The organism is Variovorax sp., from assembly GCF_965279555.1.
GTDB lineage: Bacteria > Pseudomonadota > Gammaproteobacteria > Burkholderiales > Burkholderiaceae_C > Variovorax.
Map to the genome: position 1 here is coordinate 550,090 of NZ_OZ257247.1, position 17,538 is coordinate 567,627.

A 17,538-nucleotide genomic window follows, 5' to 3' on the forward strand; every position below is an offset into this window, starting at 1 on the left:
GGGAGGCTTCCGGCAGGCGGCGAGGCAAAAACAGGTGCGCCCCGGTGGATGAAACCGGGGCGCGGGCCCGTCGAAGGGCTTACTTGGTGCTCACGACCTTCGCCGTCTTCAGCAGCTCGTCGGACAGCGTCACGCCCTGCAGCTTGGCCGCGCCCGGGTTCACCACCAGCTCGAAGTTGGTGCTGGTCTGCGAGGCGATGGTGCCGGGCTTCTCGCCCTTGAGGATGCGCACCACGATCTTGCCGGTCTGGCGGCCGATGTCGCTGTAGTTCAGGCCCAGTGCGGCCACTGCTCCGCGCTCGACTGTGGCCGTGTCGGCTGCCACCACTGGCAGCTTGGCCTGCTGGGCCACCTTCACGATGCCTTCGAAGGCCGAGACCACGTTGTTGTCGGTCGGCGTGTAGATCACGTCGGCCTTGCCGACCAGGCTCTGTGCGGCGGTCGGCACGTCCACCGTGCGGGCGGCAGCGGCTTCGACCACGGTCATGCCCGCGGCCGAGGCGGCCTTCTTGAGCGACTCGACGATGGCCACCGAGTTGGCTTCACCGGGGCTGTAGATCACGCCGATGCGCTTGGCGTTGGGCACCACCTGCTTGATGAGGCCAACGTGCTTTTCCAGCGGCGACAGGTCGGACACGCCCGTCACGTTGGTGCCGGTGGCGTCCCAGTTCTTCACCAGCTTGGCCGCCACCGGGTCGGTGATGGCCGAGTACACGACCGGGATGGTCTTGGTGGAAGCGACCACGGCCTGGGCCGACGGGGTGGCGATGGCGACGATCACGTCGGGCGCGTCGCCCACGTACTTGCGGGCGATCTGGGCGGCGGTGCCCACGTTGCCCTGTGCGCTCTGGTAGGTGAACTTGAGGTTCTTGCCCTCTTCGTAGCCGGAGGCCTTGAGTTCGGCCTTCACGCCGTCGCGCACGGCGTCCAGCGCCGGATGCTCCACGATGGCCGTCACGGCCACCGACTTGGTGTCGGCCGCGAACGAAGGCGCGGCGGCCAGCATGCCGAGGGCCAGGGCCATTGCGCTGAAGGGTGTGCGAAGCAAAGCGTTTTTCACGTAGGGGTCTCCGGAGGGGAAATGGATGCGTCTGAGTGCGCCGCCGGCGGAGCCGGGGCAGGAAATCCAGCGGGCCGGGAATGCGGGCAGCAATCCCGGCGCTCGGAGTCTAGATCGTACTTTGCACAATTAAGGTGCATGAAAGGTCCGGACTTACCCCGCTTTGCACCATAAAATTGCATCCGTAAAGGATGAAGAGAAATGAAATTGCATGACGTCGAACTCGACAGGATCGACCGTCGGATTCTCGAGCACCTGCAGACGAACGGCCGGGCGTCGAATCTGGAGCTGGCGGAGGTGGCCAATCTTTCGCCCGCCCAGTGCCTGCGGCGCCATCGGCGGCTCGAAGAACTGGGGCTGGTCCACGGCTACGCGGCGCGGCTGAATGCGCGCCGGGTCGGTCTTGGAGTGATCGCCTTCATCCACGTGACCATGGCGCGCGGCCATGTCGACGAACTGCCCAAGTTCCAGGACCTGATCGCCGACATGAAGCAGATCCTGGAGTGCTATTCGGTGACTGGCGACTTCGACTACGTGCTCAAGGTCGTCGCGCAGGACCTGGAGTCGCTCTCGCAGTTCCTGATGCACACGCTGATGCACATGCCCGGGGTGTCGGCGGTGCGTTCGAGCGTGTGCCTCAACGAGATCAAGTTCACCACGGCGCTGCCGCTGGAGTGAGCACGGCGCGGCGCTTCGATCAGCTCTGCACGCCGGGAATCGGCGAGGCGGGCGACGACGGCACGATGGGCGCCGGGGCCTCGGGAGCGGCCGCCATCACCATCGTCGGCACCGCGAGCGGCAGCGAGGCCTTCTTCAGCTCGTCGAGGATCACGAACAGCAGGTCGCTGCGCACCCCGCCCGCCAGCCGGGGGCTCGCCACGTAGGCAATGGCCTGGAAGATCAGCAGCCCGTTCTCTATGCCTTCGAGCGTGAGCGACGGTGCCGGGGTTTCCAGCACGCCTTCATGCGCCTTGCAGGCCGTCAGGATCAGATCGCGCACGCGCTGCGCGTCGGTGGTCAGCGGCATCGGCAGGCGGATCAGCACGCGGCCCTCGGCGTTGGCCAGGGTCATGTTGCGCACGGTCTTGGTGATGAACTCCGAATTCGGCACGATCAGCGTGGAGCGGTCGCCCAGCTGGATCTCGGTGGCGCGCACGTTGATGCGGCGCACGTCGCCCTCGGCCGTGCCCAGCACCACCCAGTCGCCCACCTTCACCGGCTGCTCCGCCAGCAGGATCAGCCCCGAGATGAAGTTCTGCACGATCGCCTGCAGGCCGAAGCCGATACCCACCGACAGCGCGCTCGCCACCCACGCGATGCGTTCGATGCCGATGCCCAGCGCCGACAGCGTGAACGCGATCACCATGATGCCGCCGACATAGCCCAGCAGCGTGGTGATGGAGCTTTGCATGCCCGGCTCGAACTGCGTGTTCGGCAGGTAGCTGCGCGTGAGCCAGCGCTTGAACACCCGCAGCACGATGAAGCCCACCACCGCCACCGTCAGCGCGCTGAGGATCGCGCCCGGCACCAGCTGGAATTCGCCCACCTTCACGCCGGAGCCGAGCTTGCCGCCGCGCTGGAACACCTCGCCCGGCGATGTGCCCAGCGGCGCGGCCAGCGCGATCAGCATGTACACGAACAGCGCGACGCGGCTGATGCCCGACAGCACCGTGGCCGCCTGGTCCAGCGTCTGCGGCGCGAGGCCGAAGCTCTTCTGCAGCTTCTGGCCGAAGGTGCTGCGCGACGACACGATGGCCATGAAAACGTCGTCGGCGAACTTGAACAGCACGTAGAAGGCCGCCGCCACGATGCCGGTCCAGGTGAGCTGCGAGGCCAGGAAGCTGCCCAGCGCCACATAGCCCAACCCCACCAGCACCCAGATGGCGATCATCAGCGCGCCGATCAGCGCCACCAGCAGGCCGACCCACATCGGCCGCTCGGGCAGGCCGGCCTCGGGAGCGTCCGCGCGCAGGGCCTTGAGCCGGTAGATCACCGTGCCGACCAGCGCGGTGAGGATGAGCGCAGTGAGCACGTGCGTGGCCACCACGGCTGCAAAGCTGGCGTCGATCAGCGCGTTGATTTCGGCCGGCGTCCAGGCCAGCGCCGCCACCAGCGCCACCAGCCAGGGCAACGCGGCGAGCCTGCTGGCCGTGGCATTGGGAATCGGCGGCAGTCGCCACGACGGCCGGGAAGTGGCCAGCAGCGCGCGGCCCAGACCGATGACGAAGGCCATGAAGGTCAGCGCCTGCGCCGCCGATTGCAGCGCCTTGCGCGCCTGCGGGTCCCAGGTGGCGTGCGCCTTGAGCACCTCCACGAAGCCATGCGCGGCCACGGCCACCAGCAGCACATGGCTGCCCACGATCCCGATCACCAGCAGCGAGCGTCGCAGCCGGCCGGCGGGCAGCATCCGGGTCGCGAGCCGGGTGAGCAGGCGCTCGGCGCCCCAGACGCCCAGCCACGCCAGCAGCAACGCGCCGATGAGTGTGGCGATCACCAGCGGGAGCGACGCGGGTGCCAGCGCCTGGTCGAAACCCGCGCTGAGCGCCGAGCCCATGACCCGCAGCCGTTCCAGGTCGTCGGGCCATGCGTCCTGCAGATCGGTCCAGAACTCGCCTGTCAGCGGCGAGGCGGCGCGCTCGGTGAGTTGCGCCTCGAACAGCTCCCGGCGCTGGGTGACGAGGTCGGTGCCACGCTGGCGCACATCGACCGATAACAGGCGCGCGAGCCGGATGTCGGCGTCCAGCGCGTTGCGCTCCTTGGTCAGGCGCGCGCGCTGGCGGGTGATGTCGGGGTCTTCGGTGGCGCCGGCCGCGGGCGGATTGCCGAGTTCGCCCAGCCGGGCGTTCAGGTCGGCCAGCTCGCCGGTGCGCGCAGCGACGAACTTGTCGGCCTGCGTGCCGATGTCGTTGATCTGCGCGAGCAGCTTGCGCGCGTCATCGTCGGTCTCCGCGGCGGCACTGAGCTTGTTGAACTGGGCACGCAGCTCGGAGACCGTGGGCGACGCAGCGGCGGCTGTGGCGGTGCCGCTGTTGTTGCTGCTGTCGGGCTGCGCCATTGCGCCGCCGCACATCAGCAGCGCGGCAAGGCAGAAGGTCGCGAAACGTAGGGTCCAACTCATGGCCGCATCATAGAAGCCGCCATTTCGTAAGAGCCGGTAAGAAATGCAGCCTCAGCCGGCCGGAGGAAAGAGGTCGACCCGGTCGGTGATGATGCCGTCGGTGCCGAGGTCGATCAGCCGCTGCGCGGCCCACTCGTCGTTCACCGTGTAGCTCAGGGCGCGCATGCCGGCGCCGTGCACCTGTGCCACCACGTCGGCGTCCCACAGCGCATGGTTGCAGACGATCGCCACGCAGCCGAGCTGCCGGGCGTCTTCGAGCCAGCCCTTGCGGAGCGAGTCGAGCAGCAGGCCGCGCGGCAGCTCGGGCTGGGCCGCCTGCGCGCCTCTCAGCGAATCGACCTGGAACGAGGTGAGCAGCGGCGGCACGGCCGCGCCCTGCCACAGGCGAGCGGCTTCGCGCGCCACCACTTCGCCGGTCTCGCGCTCGACGCCCGGCGTCGGCTTGATCTCGATGTTCAGCAGGTGGCCGTTGGCCCGGCAGAAGCGCGCGATGTTCTGCAGCGTGGGCAACGGCTCCCCTGCATAGCCGCGCGAATGCCAGCTGCCGGCGTCGAGCTGAGACAGCGCGCTCCAGGGCTGCTCGCCGCCGATGCCGCGGCCGCTGGTGGTGCGGTCGAGCTTGGCGTCGTGCATCAGGAAGGGCACGCCGTCGGCGCTGAGCTTGGCGTCGCACTCGAACATGCGATAGCCGTGGGCCGCGCCCAGCTTGAAGGCGGCCAGCGTGTTTTCAGGCGCCAGCTTGCCGGCGCCGCGGTGGGCGACCCAGCGGGGGTAGGGCCAGCGGGGGTAGGGCCAGGGCTTCAGCGCGGTCATCGGTCAATCAGCGCGTTTGCCGGAGCCGGCGTCGAACCAATGCAGCTTTTCTTCGCGCGCGGCGATCTTCACCGTGTCGCCGGCCACCGGCGGGCGGTCGCCTTCGTCGGTGCGCATGATGATCTGCTCGTCGCCGATGCGGCCGTACACCAGGCGCTCGGCGCCCAGCAGCTCGACCTGCTCGACCTGCACCGACCAGCCGCTTTCGTCGAGCTTCATGTGCTCGGGGCGGATGCCCAGGATCTGGCCCGGGCGCACGCCCGGCGCGTGCTTGAGCAGGTTCATGGGCGGCGAGCCGATGAAGCTGGCCACGAAGGTGGTGGCGGGGCGGTTGTACACCTCCTCGGGCGTAGCGAACTGGTCCATCACGCCGCCGTTCATCACGATGATGCGCTGCGCCAGCGTCATGGCCTCGACCTGGTCGTGCGTGACGAACAGCGAGGTGATGCCGAGCTCGCGGTGCAGCTTCTGGATTTCCAGGCGGGTCTGTGCGCGCAGCTTGGCGTCGAGGTTCGACAGCGGCTCGTCGAACAGGAACACCTGCGGCTGGCGCACGATGGCGCGGCCCATGGCCACGCGCTGGCGCTGGCCGCCGGAGAGTTCGCGCGGCTTGCGCTCGAGCAGGTGGCCCAGCTCGAGGATCTTCGCGGCCTTGTCGACGCGCGCCTTGATCTCGGGCACCGGCACCTTGAGGATCTTCAGGCCGTAGGCCATGTTGGCGAACACCGTCATGTGCGGGTAGAGCGCGTAGTTCTGGAACACCATCGCGATGTCGCGCTCGGACGGTTCGAGGTTGTTCACCACGCGATTGCCGATGGAGATTTCACCGGCCGAGATTTCCTCGAGCCCGGCCACCATGCGCAGCAGCGTCGACTTGCCGCAGCCCGAGGGGCCGACGATGACGATGAATTCGTGGTCGGCGATCTCGGCGCTCACACCGTGGATGACCTGGTTGGCTTTCGGCCCGTGGCCGTAGCGCTTGATGACGTTGCGTAGAGAGAGAGCAGCCATGTTTCGTTCGTTCTGCGTTTATTTGTCGGTATCTACCAGGCCCTTGACGAACCACTTCTGCATCAGCACCACCACGATGCCAGGCGGCAGCATGGCCAGGACGGCGGTGGCCATGACCACGTTCCAGTCCACCGGCGATTCGCCGTTGCCGGTCATGGCCTTGATGCCGACCACGATCGGGTACATGTTCTCGCTGGTCGCGGCGATCAGCGGCCAGAGGTACTGGTTCCAGCCGTAGATGAACTGGATCACGAACAGCGCCGCGATGCTGGTCTTCGACAGCGGCAGCAGGATGTCCTTGAAGAAGCGCATCGCGCCGGCGCCGTCCACCCGGGCGGCTTCCACAAGCTCGTCGGGTACCGTCAGGAAGAACTGGCGGAACAGGAAGGTGGCCGTGGCCGAGGCGATCAGCGGCACCGAGAGCCCGGCGAAGGTGTTGATCATGCCCAGGCTGGCAACCACCTGGTAGGTCGGGCCGATGCGCACTTCGACCGGCAGCATCAGCGTGATGAAGATCAGCCAGAAGCACAGGCTGCGCAGCGGGAAGCGGAAGTACACCACCGCGAAGGCCGACAGCAGCGAGATGCTGATCTTGCCGAAGGTGATGATGAAGGTGATGACCGTGCTGACCCAGATCATGCGGGCCACCGACACGTTGGTGCTGGTGCGCCCGCCGCCGGTCAGCGCGGCCTTGTAGCTTTCCCAGAAATTGGCGCCGGGCAGGATCGGCATCGGCGCCTGCATGATTTCCTGCGGCGTGTGCGTGGAGGCGACGAAGGCCAGGTAGATCGGGAAGACCACCAGCAGCACGCCGATGATCATGATCGCGTGCGCGAGGATGCCGAGGGAGGGGCGGCGCTCAACCATGGCGGGCCTCCGTGGCTTGGAGAGTGAGTTGCATGAGGGAGTAGGTCATCAGTACTGCACCTTCTTTTCGACGTAGCGGAACTGCAGCACCGTGAGACAGATGACGATGGCCATCAGCACCACCGACTGCGCGGCCGCGCCGCCGAAGTCCATGCCGCGGAAGCCGTCGAAGTACACGCGGTAGACCAGCGTGGCGGTGTCCTTGCCGGGACCGCCCTGCGTGGTGGCGTCGATGATCGCGAAGGTGTCGAAGAAGGCGTACACCATGTTGATCACCAGCAGGAAGAAGGTGGTGGGCGTGAGGAGCGGGAACTGGATGGTCCAGAAGCGGCGCATCGGGCGCGCGCCGTCGATGGCCGCGGCCTCGATCAGCGACTTGGGGATCGACTGCAGGCCTGCCAGGAAGAACAGGAAGTTGTACGAGATCTGCTTCCAGACCGCCGCCATCACGACCAGCGCCATCGCGTCGCCGCCGTTGAGCAGGTGGTTCCAGCTGAAGCCCATTTTCTTGAGCCAGTAGGCGACGATGCCGATCGACGAGGAAAACATGAACGACCACAGCAGGCCGGTGACGACCGGCGCCACCGCGTACGGCAGGATCAGCACGCTGCGGTAGAAGCGCGAGCCACGCACCACGCGGTCGGCAAAGACGGCCAGCACCAGCGCGATGGCCAGGCCCAGCACCGTCACCAGCGTCGAAAAGATCAGCGTGGTCTGGAACGACGCCATGTAGGTGCTGTCGTTCCACAGCGTCACGAAGTTGTCGAGGCCGACCCATGTGACCGAGTTGCCGAAGGCATCCTGCTGCTGCAGCGATTGCACCAGCGCCTGGCCGGCGGGCCAGAAAAAGAAGACGCCGACGATGATCAGCTGCGGGGCGAGTAAAGCCCAGGGCAGCCAGCTCGAGCGGAAGAGGACGCGTTTTTCCATGGGAGGGACGTTCAGGTCACAGACACACTAAATAAGCAAACAGCCAGCACTGCACGGGGGCAGGCTGGCTTGCGATGTTAAAACGAACCGAAACGAACATTCGTTCGCGCCGATTCGCCGGGTGCAGAGCTTACTTGTTTGCGGCCTGGAATTTCACCAAAAGTTCGTTTCCGCGCTTGACGGCGCTGTCCAGGGCTTCCTTCGGGGTCTTCTTGCCGGTCCAGATCAGCTCGGTTTCCTCGTCTTCGATCGCGCGGATCTGGGGCAGGTTGCCCAGGCGCACGCCACGCGACTTGTCGGTGGTCTTCTTGATCATCTGGTTCACGGCCACGTCGGTGCCCGGGTTTTCCTTGTAGAAGCCGGTCTTCTCGGTCAGCTCATAGGAAGCCATGGTGATCGGCAGGTAGCCGGTGCGCATGTGGCTCTCGGACTGGACCTTGGGGCTCGACAGGAAGCTGAAGAACGCGGCCACGCCCTTGTAGTTGGCGGCCGGCTTGCCCGACATCACCCACAGGCTGGCGCCACCGACGATGGTGTTCTGGGGCGCGCCCTGCACGTCCGGGTAGTACGGCAGCGCCGACTCGGCGAACTTGAACTTGGCGTCGCGCTTCACGCTGGCGTAGCTGCCGGACGAGCCGATGAACATTGCGCATTCACCCGAGGTGAACGAGGTGATGGGCTTGCTGGCGCGGCCCTTGTAGACGAACAGGCCCTGCTTGGACATGTTGGCCAGGTTCTCGAAGTGACGGACGTGCAGCGGCGAGTTGAATTCCAGGCGGGCGTCGAGGCCGCCGAAGCCGTTGTTCTTGGTGGCGTACGAGGTGTTGTGCCAGGCCGAGAAGCTCTCGAGCTGGGCCCAGCTCATCCACGAGGTGGTGAACGGGCACTGGTTGCCGCTGGCCTTGAGCTTGGCGGCGGCCGCAACGACTTCAGGCCAGGTGGCGGGGGCCTTTTCGGGGTCCAGGCCGGCGGTCTTGAAGGCGTCCTTGTTGTAATAGAACACGGTGGTCGAGCTGTTGAACGGGAACGACAGCATCTGGCCGTTGGGGGCCGTGTAGTAGCCGGCCACGGCGGGAATGTAGGCCTTGGGGTCGAACTTCTGGCCGCCTTCCTTCATGACGTCGGCCACGGGCTTGATGGCGCCCTTGGAGTACATCATGGTGGCGGTGCCCACTTCGAACACCTGGAGGATGTCGGGCGCGTTGCCCGAGCGGAAGGCGGCAATGCCGGCGGCCATGGACTGGTCGTATTCGCCCTTGTAGGTGGGAACGACCTTGTAGTCCTTCTGGCTCTCGTTGAACTGCTTGGCCAGGTCGTTGACCCAGTCGTTCAGGGCGCCATCCATCGAATGCCACCACTGGATTTCAGTCTGGGCCTGGGCGAGAACTGGCATCACCAGCGAGGTGGCCAGCGCCGAAGCGATGGCGAGCGTCTTGAAGCGCATGAAGAAAACTCCTGAGGGGTTTGAGAAACCCGCGATATTAGGTTACGAATATGAACGTTTCGCGGCGATTGTTTTCGCATGAACGCGATTTCACTCAAACCGGGGAAACCCTTTTGACCATCCGCGCTCCTGTCTGGTGCATCGGCTTGCTGCGCTGCACCATGCTAGCCTTCGAGGATGAGCAAAACCTCTCTCGACAAAAGCAAGATCAAGTTCCTTCTTCTTGAGGGCATTCATCCTTCGGCCATCGAGGTGATCCGCGAGGCTGGCTACAGTCAGATCGAGACCCTGCCCAAGGCCTTGCAGGGCGAAGAGCTCAAGGCCAAGCTGGCCGACGTGCACTTCCTGGGCATCCGGTCGCAAAGCCAGCTCACGGCCGACGTGCTGTCGGCCGCGCCCAAGCTGGTGGCGGTGGGCTGCTTCTGCATCGGCACCAACCAGGTCGATCTGGACGCCGCCCGCGAGCGCGGCGTGGCGGTTTTCAACGCTCCCTACTCCAACACCCGCTCGGTGGCCGAACTGGTGCTGGCCGAGGCAATCCTGCTGCTGCGCGGCATCCCGGAGAAAAATGCCCTGGCGCACCGCGGCGGCTGGCTCAAATCGGCCGTCAATTCGCACGAAATCCGCGGCAAGACGCTCGGCATCGTGGGCTACGGCTCCATCGGCACCCAGCTTTCCGTGCTGGCCGAGGCGCTGGGCATGCACGTGGCGTTCTACGACGTGGTCAGCAAGCTGCCGCTGGGCAATGCCCGCCAGGTGCCCAAGCTGCACGACCTGCTGGCGCAGAGCGACATCGTGACACTGCACGTGCCCGAGCTGCCCTCCACCAAGTGGATGATCGGCGAGGCCGAAATCGCCGCCATGAAGCCGGGCGGCATCCTGATCAACGCCGCGCGCGGCACCGTGGTCGAAATCGATGCCCTGGCCAGCGCCATCAAGGCCAAGAAGCTCTGGGGCGCCGCCATCGACGTGTTCCCGGTCGAGCCGGGCAGCAACAAGGACGAGTTCGTGTCCCCGCTGCGCGGCCTGGACAACGTGATCCTGACCCCGCACGTCGGCGGCTCGACCATGGAGGCGCAGGCCAACATCGGCGGCGAAGTGGCCGAGAAGCTGGTCAAGTACAGCGACAACGGCACCTCTATCTCGTCGGTCAACTTCCCCGAGGTGGCGCTGCCCGCGCACCCCGGCAAGCACCGGCTGCTGCACATCCACAGGAACGTGCCGGGCGTGCTGTCCGAGATCAACAAGATCTTCTCCGACAACAACATCAACATCGCCTCGCAGTACCTGCAGACCAACGAGAAGGTCGGCTACGTGGTGATGGACATCGATGCCGCTTCGTCCGACCTGGCGCTGGAGAAGCTGGCCAAGGTGAACGGCACCATCCGCAGCCGCGTGCTGTTCTGAATCCGAGTCTTCCGGGGGCGTGGGGGGCTGGGGCGCCGCCACCAACGCCGCGCCTGGCACCAGGCCGCAGCAAGGACCACGCGGCAAGACCCCAGTCGCTGCCCTAAAATCTCCGGCCCGGCTGAATGGGCGCGCAGCGCCTGGCCGAGGCGCCACCCCGATGAATGCTCCGACCGCGTTGAATACGCTGTTGTCACAGGCCGCAGAGCCTGTGCGACTGCGCGAGATCCCGTACAACTACACCAGTTTCTCCGACCGCGAGATCGTGATTCGCCTGCTCGGCGAACGCGGCTGGGACCTGCTCCAGACCCTGCGCGCCGAGCGCCGCACCGGCCGATCGGCGCGCATGCTCTACGAGGTGCTGGGCGACATCTGGGTCGTGCAGCGCAACCCCTACCTCGTCGACGACCTGCTCGACAACCCGCGCCGGCGCGGCCAGCTGGTCGATGCCCTGAAGCACCGCCTGGCCGAAGTGCAAAAGCGCCGCACCCCCGACAGCGACCTGCCGCGCGACCAGCTCGTGGGCGAGCTCACCGGCCTGGTGGGCGACGCTGTGGCGGCCTTCGACACCCGGTTCCGCGACGTTGCCGCCATGCGCCGCAAGGCCACGCGGGTGCTGCGCCGGCTTACGGCCAAGGACAACATCAAGTTCGACGGCCTGTCGCGCGTGTCTCATGTGACGGACGCCACCGACTGGCGCGTGGAGTACCCCTTCGTCGTGCTGTGCCCCGACACCGAGGCCGAGATGGCGCTGCTGGTCAAGGGCTGCATCGAGCTGGGCCTGACCATCATCCCGCGCGGGGGTGGCACCGGCTACACCGGCGGCGCCATTCCGCTGACCTGGAAGAGCGTGGTCATCAACACCGAGAAGCTCGAGGCGATGACCGAGGTCGAGCATGTGTCGCTGCCCGGCCTCGAGGCGCCCGTGCCCACCATCTGGACAGAGGCCGGCGTGGTCACTCAGCGCGTGGCCGACGCGGCCGAGCGCGCGGGCTTCGTGTTCGCGGTCGATCCGACCTCGGCGGAAGCCTCGTGCGTGGGCGGCAACGTCGCCATGAACGCGGGCGGCAAGAAGGCCGTGCTCTGGGGCACGGCGCTCGACAACCTCGCCTCGTGGCGCATGGTGACGCCGCAGGCCGAATGGCTCGAAGTCACGCGCATCGGCCACAACCTCGGCAAGATCCACGACGCCGAAAACGCCGTGTTCGAGCTGCAGTACTACGCGGCCGACGGCAAGACGAAGCTGCGCACCGAGCGCCTGGACATCCCGGGGCGCACCTTCCGCAAGGAAGGCCTCGGCAAGGACGTGACCGACAAATTCCTCTCCGGCCTGCCGGGCATCCAGAAAGAGGGCTGCGACGGCCTCATCACCAGCTGCCGCTGGGTGGTGCACCGCATGCCGGCGCACACCCGCACCGTCTGCCTCGAATTCTTCGGCAACGCCAAGGACGCGGTGCCCAGCATCGTCGAGATCAAGGACTTCATGTTCGCCGAGCAGAAGCGCTCGGGCGTGCTGCTGGCCGGCCTGGAGCACCTTGACGACCGCTATCTGAAGGCCGTGGGCTATGCCACCAAGTCGAAGAAGCATGGTGGCCTGCCGAAGATGGTGCTGTTCGGCGACATCGCCGGCGACGACGCCGATGCGGTGGCCCGTGTCACCTCGGAAGTGGTGCGCATCGCCAATTCGCGCAGCGGCGAAGGCTTCATCGCCATCAGCCCCGAGGCGCGCAAGAAGTTCTGGCTCGACCGCAAGCGCACGGCCGCCATCAGCAAGCACACCAACGCTTTCAAGATCAACGAAGACGTGGTGATCCCGCTGCCGCGCATGGCCGAGTACAGCGACGGCATCGAGCGCATCAACATCGAGCTGTCGCTGCAGAACAAGCTCGCGCTGACCGACGAGCTCGAAGCATTCCTCACCCGCGGCAACCTGCCGCTGGGCAAGACCGACGACGCGCACGAGATTCCCGCGGCCGAGCTGCTCGAAGACCGCGTGGCTCAGGCCGTGGCGCTGGTGCACGAGGTGCGCGCGCTGTGGGCCGGCTGGCTGAGCAATGTCGACGCGCAGTTCGCGCAGCTGCAGGACCACACCCTGCGCGCGAGCTGGAAGACGCAGCTGCGCCAGCCGCTGCAGGAGATTTTCTCGGGCGCCGAGTTCGCGCCGATCCTGGCCGAATGCACGGCCATCCACAAGCGCGTGCTCAAGGGCCGCGTGTGGGTCGCGCTGCACATGCACGCGGGCGACGGCAACGTGCACACCAACATCCCGGTCAACAGCGACAACTACGAGATGCTGCAGACCGCGCATGCCGCGGTGGTGCGCATCATGGCGCTGGCACGCAGCCTCGACGGCGTGATCTCTGGCGAGCACGGCATCGGCATCACCAAGCTCGAGTTCCTGAGCGACGAAGAGCTGCGCCCGTTCACCGAGTACAAGGCCAGGGTCGACCCCGAAGGCCGCTTCAACAAGGGCAAGCTGCTGCGCGCTCCCGCCGGCCAGGTCGAGACCCTGCATGCCGACCTGACCAACGCCTACACGCCGAGCTTCGGCCTCATGGGCCACGAGTCGCTGATCATGCAGCAGAGCGACATCGGCGCCATTGCCGACAGCGTGAAAGACTGCCTGCGCTGCGGCAAGTGCAAGCCCGTGTGCGCCACGCACGTGCCGCGCGCCAACCTGCTCTACAGCCCGCGCAACAAGATCCTCGCGACCTCGCTGCTGGTGGAGGCCTTCCTCTACGAAGAGCAGACGCGGCGCGGCGTGAGCATCAAGCACTGGGAAGAGTTCGAGGACGTGGCCGACCACTGCACCGTGTGCCACAAGTGCCTCACGCCGTGCCCGGTGAAGATCGACTTCGGCGACGTGTCGATGAACATGCGCAACCTGCTGCGCAAGATGGGCCAGAAGAGCTTCAGGCCCGGCAACGCGGCCGCGATGTTCTTCCTCAACGCGACCAATCCGCAGACCATCAAGATGATGCGCGCGGGCATGGTGGGCGTGGGCTTCAAGGCGCAGCGGCTGGCCAACGACCTGCTGCGCGGCCTTGCCAGGAAGCAGACATCGGCACCGCCGGCGTCGCTGGGCGCGGCGCCGATCAAGGAGCAGGTGGTCCACTTCATCAACAAGAAGATGCCGGGTGGCCTTCCGAAGCAGACGGCGCGCGCGCTGCTCGACATCGAGGATGCCGACTACGTGCCGATCATCCGCAACCCGAAGGCGACCACCTCCGAGACAGAGGCCGTCTTCTACTTTCCGGGCTGCGGTTCGGAGCGCCTGTTCTCGCAGGTGGGGCTGGCGACGCAGGCCATGCTGTGGCACGCGGGCGTGCAGACGGTGCTGCCGCCGGGCTACCTGTGCTGCGGCTATCCGCAACGCGGCAGCGGCCAGTTCGACAAGGCCGAGAAGATGATCACGGACAACCGCGTGCTCTTCCACCGCGTGGCCAACACGCTCAACTACCTCGACATCAAGACGGTGGTGGTGAGCTGCGGCACCTGCTACGACCAGCTGCAGGGCTACCAGTTCGACAAGATCTTCCCGGGCTGCCGCATCATCGACATTCACGAGTACCTGCTGGAGAAGGGCATCACGCTGGCCGATGCCGGCGGTGGCGGCTACCTGTACCACGACCCCTGCCATTCGCCGATGAAGCAGCAGGACCCGATGAAGACCGTGAAGGCGCTGGTCGGCGACAACGTGCTCAAGAACGACCGCTGCTGCGGCGAGTCGGGCACGCTGGGCGTTTCGCGGCCCGACATCTCCACGCAGATCCGCTTCCGCAAGGAAGAAGAGCTGAAGAAGGGCGAGGCCGCGTTGCGCGACTCCGGCAAGGTCGGTGCACAGGACAACGTGAAGATCCTCACCAGCTGCCCGAGTTGCCTGCAGGGCCTCTCGCGCTACGGCAACGACCTGAACAACGGCCTGCTCGAAGCCGACTACATCGTGGTCGAGATGGCCAACAAGATCCTCGGCACCGACTGGATGCCGGCCTACGTGGCTGCCGCCAACCAGGGCGGCATCGAGCGGGTGCTGGTATGACGGGGGCGGTGCAGCAAGGCTGCGTGCTCTGCGAAGGCGCTGGCGGGCGCCTCGTGTTCGAGGGCGCGAAGCTGCGCGTCATCCATGCGGAGGAGGCGGGCTTCCCGGCCTTCTATCGCGTGATCTGGCGCGACCATGCGGCAGAGTTTTCCGACCTGGACGCAGCCGATCGCGTGCTGTGCATGGAGGCGGTGACCGTGGTCGAGCAGTGCATGCGCGAGCGGCTCAAGCCGGCCAAGATGAACATCGCCGCGCTCGGCAACATGGTGCCGCATCTGCACTGGCACGTGATTGCGCGCTTTGCCGACGACAGCCATTTCCCCGGCTCCGTGTGGGCCCAGGTGCAGCGCGAGCGCAATGCGGCACATGAGGCGGAGATCGCCTCGCAGCTGCAGGCCCTGGAGGCTGCGATGATCGAGCGACTGGGTACAAGGAGTTTCTGATGGCAGGCTTGAAACCGGGCGCACCGACGCCGCAATCGATCACCGTTCATGGCCAGTCGCGCGTGCTCGAGGTGGGCTTCTCGGACGGCGCGAGCTTTCGCATCCCCTTCGAGCTGATGCGCATCTACTCGCCGTCGGCCGAGGTGCAGGGCCATGGCCCGGGCCAGGAAATCCTGCAGACCGGCAAGCGCAACGTGGAGCTTGTCGACCTCGAGGCCGTCGGCAACTATGCAGTGCAGCCGACCTTCAGCGACGGCCACAACACCGGCATCTACTCGTGGGACCTGCTCTACGAACTGGGCGCGAAGCAGGCCGAACTGTGGGCCGCGTACGAGCACAGGCTGGCCGAGGCGGGCGTCGATCGCGACGCGCCGATGATCGAGCAGGGCGGACACGGCTGCAGCAGCCACTGAGTGCGCGCTATCGCCGCGAAAATCCGCGCGGTGCTATTGAAAAGATAGCCCTACCCTCATGAAGGGCGGGCGGAAAAAGCAACAAATGTCCGCCGTGCGCGCGGGGTCGTCGGCTTGATGTGAAGGCTTCCGGCCTAACATCGGTTGCATGAGCACCACACACTTCGGCTTCGAAACAGTCGACGAAAGCGAGAAGGCGCAACGCGTACGCGGCGTCTTCGACTCGGTCGCCTCGCGCTACGACATCATGAACGACCTGATGTCCGCGGGCCTGCACCGTGCATGGAAGGCCTATACCGTGATGGTCGCGAACGTGGGCGAAGGCTCGCGTGTCCTCGACATCGCGGGCGGCACCGGCGACCTCGCCCTGGCCTTCGCCAAGAAGGTCGGCGCCTCCGGCCAGGTGGTCCACACCGACATCAACGAAGCCATGCTGCGCACGGGCCGCGACCGCCTGCTCGACGCCGGCGTGTCTTTGCCCACGATGGTCTGCGACGCCGAGAAGCTGCCTTTTCCCGACAACCACTTCGACGTGGTCACGGTGGCCTTCGGCCTGCGCAACATGACGCACAAGGACATCGCGCTCAAGGAAATGAACCGCGTGCTCAAGCCGCGCGGCAAGCTGCTCGTGCTGGAGTTCTCGAAGGTCGCCAAGCCGCTGGCCAAGGCCTACGACTGGTACTCCTTCAACGTGCTGCCTCGCCTGGGCAAGCTCGTGGCCGGCGACGACGCGAGCTATCGCTACCTGGCCGAATCGATCCGGATGCACCCCTCGCAAGAGGAGCTCAAGACCCTCATGAAAGAGGGCGGTTTCGGACATGTGGACTATCACAACATGACTGGGGGCATCGCTGCCCTCCATGTTGGAATCAAATGTTGATGAGGCGAATCTTTCGCTCAAGAGGAGACGACATGAAGAGTTTGGGTTCTTTGTTCTTGGCGGTCGCGCTGGTACTGGGCAGTGTCCAGGCCGAAGCTGCCCGCATGGGTGGCGGCAAGTCGGTGGGACGCCAGTCGTCCAACGTGACGCAGCGCCAGGCCACCCCGCCGGCAGCGCCCGGCGCACCCGCGCAGCAAGGCGCGTCCAACGCAGCAGCGGCCAAGCCGGGTGCCGCCGCTCCCGCGGCCGCTGCACCGAAGCGCCCCTGGGGCGCAATGCTCGGCGGCCTAGCGGCCGGCCTGGGCCTCGCATGGCTCGCACATTCGCTCGGCCTCGGCGCGGGCTTCGGCAACATCCTGCTGATCGGCCTGCTCGTGCTGGCAGGCGTGGTGGTGTGGCGCATGATCAAGGCGCGCTCGCAGCAGGCCTCGGGCGCCAGCCGCCAGGGCGGCTTCGCGTTCCAGGGCGCGGGCGCCAGCCCGAGCAATGCCAGCGCACCCGTGCAGTACAGCCCGGCCAACGTGGGCAACGATGCATCGGCGCGCCCATGGGAGCGCAATGCGACCGCATTCGACGCAACGCCTGCGGCCGGTCACGGCAGCAGCCTTTCCGCGGCAGGTGCGGCGGCCGGCGGCAGCATGATCGGCTCGGCACTGGGTGGTTCGCAGTCGTGGGGTATTCCCGCCGGCTTCGACGTCGAGGGCTTCCTCGGTGCCGCCAAGCGCAACTTCGTGACGCTGCAGGACGCATGGGACCGCGCCGACGTGTCGATGCTGCGCTCCATGATGACCGACAGCATGGTCGACGAGATCCGCTCGCAGCTGGCCGATCGTGCCAGCCACACCGGTGGCGCATCGAACAAGACCGAGGTCGTGATGCTCGACGCCAAGCTGCTCGGCATCGAGGAACTGCCCGACGCCTATATGGCCAGCGTGGAGTTCTCCGGCATGATCCGCGAAGACGCCTCTGCAGGCCCCGGCCCGTTCCGCGAAGTCTGGAACATGACCAAGCCCATCAGCGGCACCAGCGGCTGGTTGGTGGCCGGCGTGCAGGCTCTGCAGTAAAGCTCGCCCCCAGGCTTCGTGTACTTCGTGTCGCTTCTCCTTCCCCCTG

General features: G+C 66.3%; 14 protein-coding genes. 7 read left to right on the forward strand and 7 right to left on the reverse strand.

Annotation, left to right across the window (positions count from 1 at the left end; translation table 11 throughout):
• Nucleotides 1–79: 79 nt before the first annotated feature.
• Nucleotides 80–1,024, reverse strand: a complete 945-nt coding sequence (locus ACQY8B_RS02755; protein WP_422085291.1) for an ABC transporter substrate-binding protein — start codon at nt 1,022–1,024, stop codon at nt 80–82.
• 243 nt (nt 1,025–1,267) lie between these two features.
• On the opposite strand from ACQY8B_RS02755, the gene ACQY8B_RS02760 reads away from it, so the two are divergent.
• The gene (locus ACQY8B_RS02760; RefSeq protein ID WP_155742489.1) at nt 1,268–1,738 is read left to right on the forward strand and encodes an Lrp/AsnC family transcriptional regulator; all 471 of its coding nucleotides are present in this window, start codon (nt 1,268–1,270) and stop codon (nt 1,736–1,738) included.
• 19 nt (nt 1,739–1,757) lie between these two features.
• Here ACQY8B_RS02760 and ACQY8B_RS02765 read toward each other — a convergent pair whose 3' ends face one another.
• From ACQY8B_RS02765 to ugpB, 6 genes are all read right to left on the reverse strand, one after another.
• The gene (locus ACQY8B_RS02765) at nt 1,758–4,178 is read right to left on the reverse strand and encodes a DUF3772 domain-containing protein (RefSeq protein WP_422085292.1); all 2,421 of its coding nucleotides are present in this window, start codon (nt 4,176–4,178) and stop codon (nt 1,758–1,760) included.
• A 51-nt stretch (nt 4,179–4,229) separates the two neighbouring features.
• A complete protein-coding gene (ugpQ, locus tag ACQY8B_RS02770) occupies nt 4,230–4,991 on the reverse strand; it encodes a glycerophosphodiester phosphodiesterase (RefSeq protein WP_422085293.1) in 762 nt (253 codons plus the stop codon).
• A gap of 3 nt (nt 4,992–4,994) precedes the next feature.
• Nucleotides 4,995–6,002: a sn-glycerol-3-phosphate ABC transporter ATP-binding protein UgpC gene (gene ugpC / locus ACQY8B_RS02775; protein ID WP_422085294.1), complete on the reverse strand. Its 1,008-nt coding sequence runs from the start codon at nt 6,000–6,002 to the stop codon at nt 4,995–4,997.
• Nucleotides 6,003–6,020: 18 nt separating this feature from the next.
• Nucleotides 6,021–6,869, reverse strand: a complete 849-nt coding sequence (ugpE, locus tag ACQY8B_RS02780) for a sn-glycerol-3-phosphate ABC transporter permease UgpE (protein ID WP_422085295.1) — start codon at nt 6,867–6,869, stop codon at nt 6,021–6,023.
• A gap of 48 nt (nt 6,870–6,917) precedes the next feature.
• Nucleotides 6,918–7,799 carry a sn-glycerol-3-phosphate ABC transporter permease UgpA gene (ugpA, locus tag ACQY8B_RS02785; protein WP_422085296.1) on the reverse strand — a complete coding sequence of 294 codons (882 nt, stop codon included), beginning with the start codon at nt 7,797–7,799 and terminating at the stop codon, nt 6,918–6,920.
• Between the two features lie 130 nt (nt 7,800–7,929).
• Entirely contained in the window at nt 7,930–9,243 is a 1,314-nt protein-coding gene (gene ugpB, locus ACQY8B_RS02790; protein WP_422085297.1) for a sn-glycerol-3-phosphate ABC transporter substrate-binding protein UgpB, read from the reverse strand.
• 177 nt (nt 9,244–9,420) lie between these two features.
• Here ugpB and serA point away from each other — a divergent pair, with 177 nt between their 5' ends.
• The 6 genes from serA (at nt 9,421) to ACQY8B_RS02820 (ending at nt 17,489) form a co-directional block, all read left to right on the forward strand.
• On the forward strand, nt 9,421–10,650 hold the full coding sequence (gene serA / locus ACQY8B_RS02795) for a phosphoglycerate dehydrogenase (protein ID WP_422085298.1): 1,230 nt from the start codon (nt 9,421–9,423) through the stop codon (nt 10,648–10,650).
• Between the two features lie 160 nt (nt 10,651–10,810).
• Nucleotides 10,811–14,689 carry a DUF3683 domain-containing protein gene (locus tag ACQY8B_RS02800; RefSeq protein WP_422085299.1) on the forward strand — a complete coding sequence of 1,293 codons (3,879 nt, stop codon included), beginning with the start codon at nt 10,811–10,813 and terminating at the stop codon, nt 14,687–14,689.
• The gene (locus ACQY8B_RS02805; RefSeq protein WP_422085300.1) at nt 14,686–15,132 is read left to right on the forward strand and encodes an HIT family protein; all 447 of its coding nucleotides are present in this window, start codon (nt 14,686–14,688) and stop codon (nt 15,130–15,132) included. Before ACQY8B_RS02800 ends, ACQY8B_RS02805 begins: the two co-directional genes overlap by 4 nt.
• The gene (locus ACQY8B_RS02810; protein ID WP_422085301.1) at nt 15,132–15,545 is read left to right on the forward strand and encodes a gamma-butyrobetaine hydroxylase-like domain-containing protein; all 414 of its coding nucleotides are present in this window, start codon (nt 15,132–15,134) and stop codon (nt 15,543–15,545) included. Before ACQY8B_RS02805 ends, ACQY8B_RS02810 begins: the two co-directional genes overlap by 1 nt.
• 148 nt (nt 15,546–15,693) lie before the next feature.
• Nucleotides 15,694–16,425 carry a bifunctional demethylmenaquinone methyltransferase/2-methoxy-6-polyprenyl-1,4-benzoquinol methylase UbiE gene (ubiE, locus tag ACQY8B_RS02815; protein ID WP_422085302.1) on the forward strand — a complete coding sequence of 244 codons (732 nt, stop codon included), beginning with the start codon at nt 15,694–15,696 and terminating at the stop codon, nt 16,423–16,425.
• Nucleotides 16,426–16,457: 32 nt separating this feature from the next.
• Complete coding sequence (locus tag ACQY8B_RS02820; RefSeq protein WP_422085303.1) at nt 16,458–17,489, forward strand: Tim44 domain-containing protein; 1,032 nt, start codon at nt 16,458–16,460, stop codon at nt 17,487–17,489.
• Nucleotides 17,490–17,538: the final 49 nt, after the last annotated feature.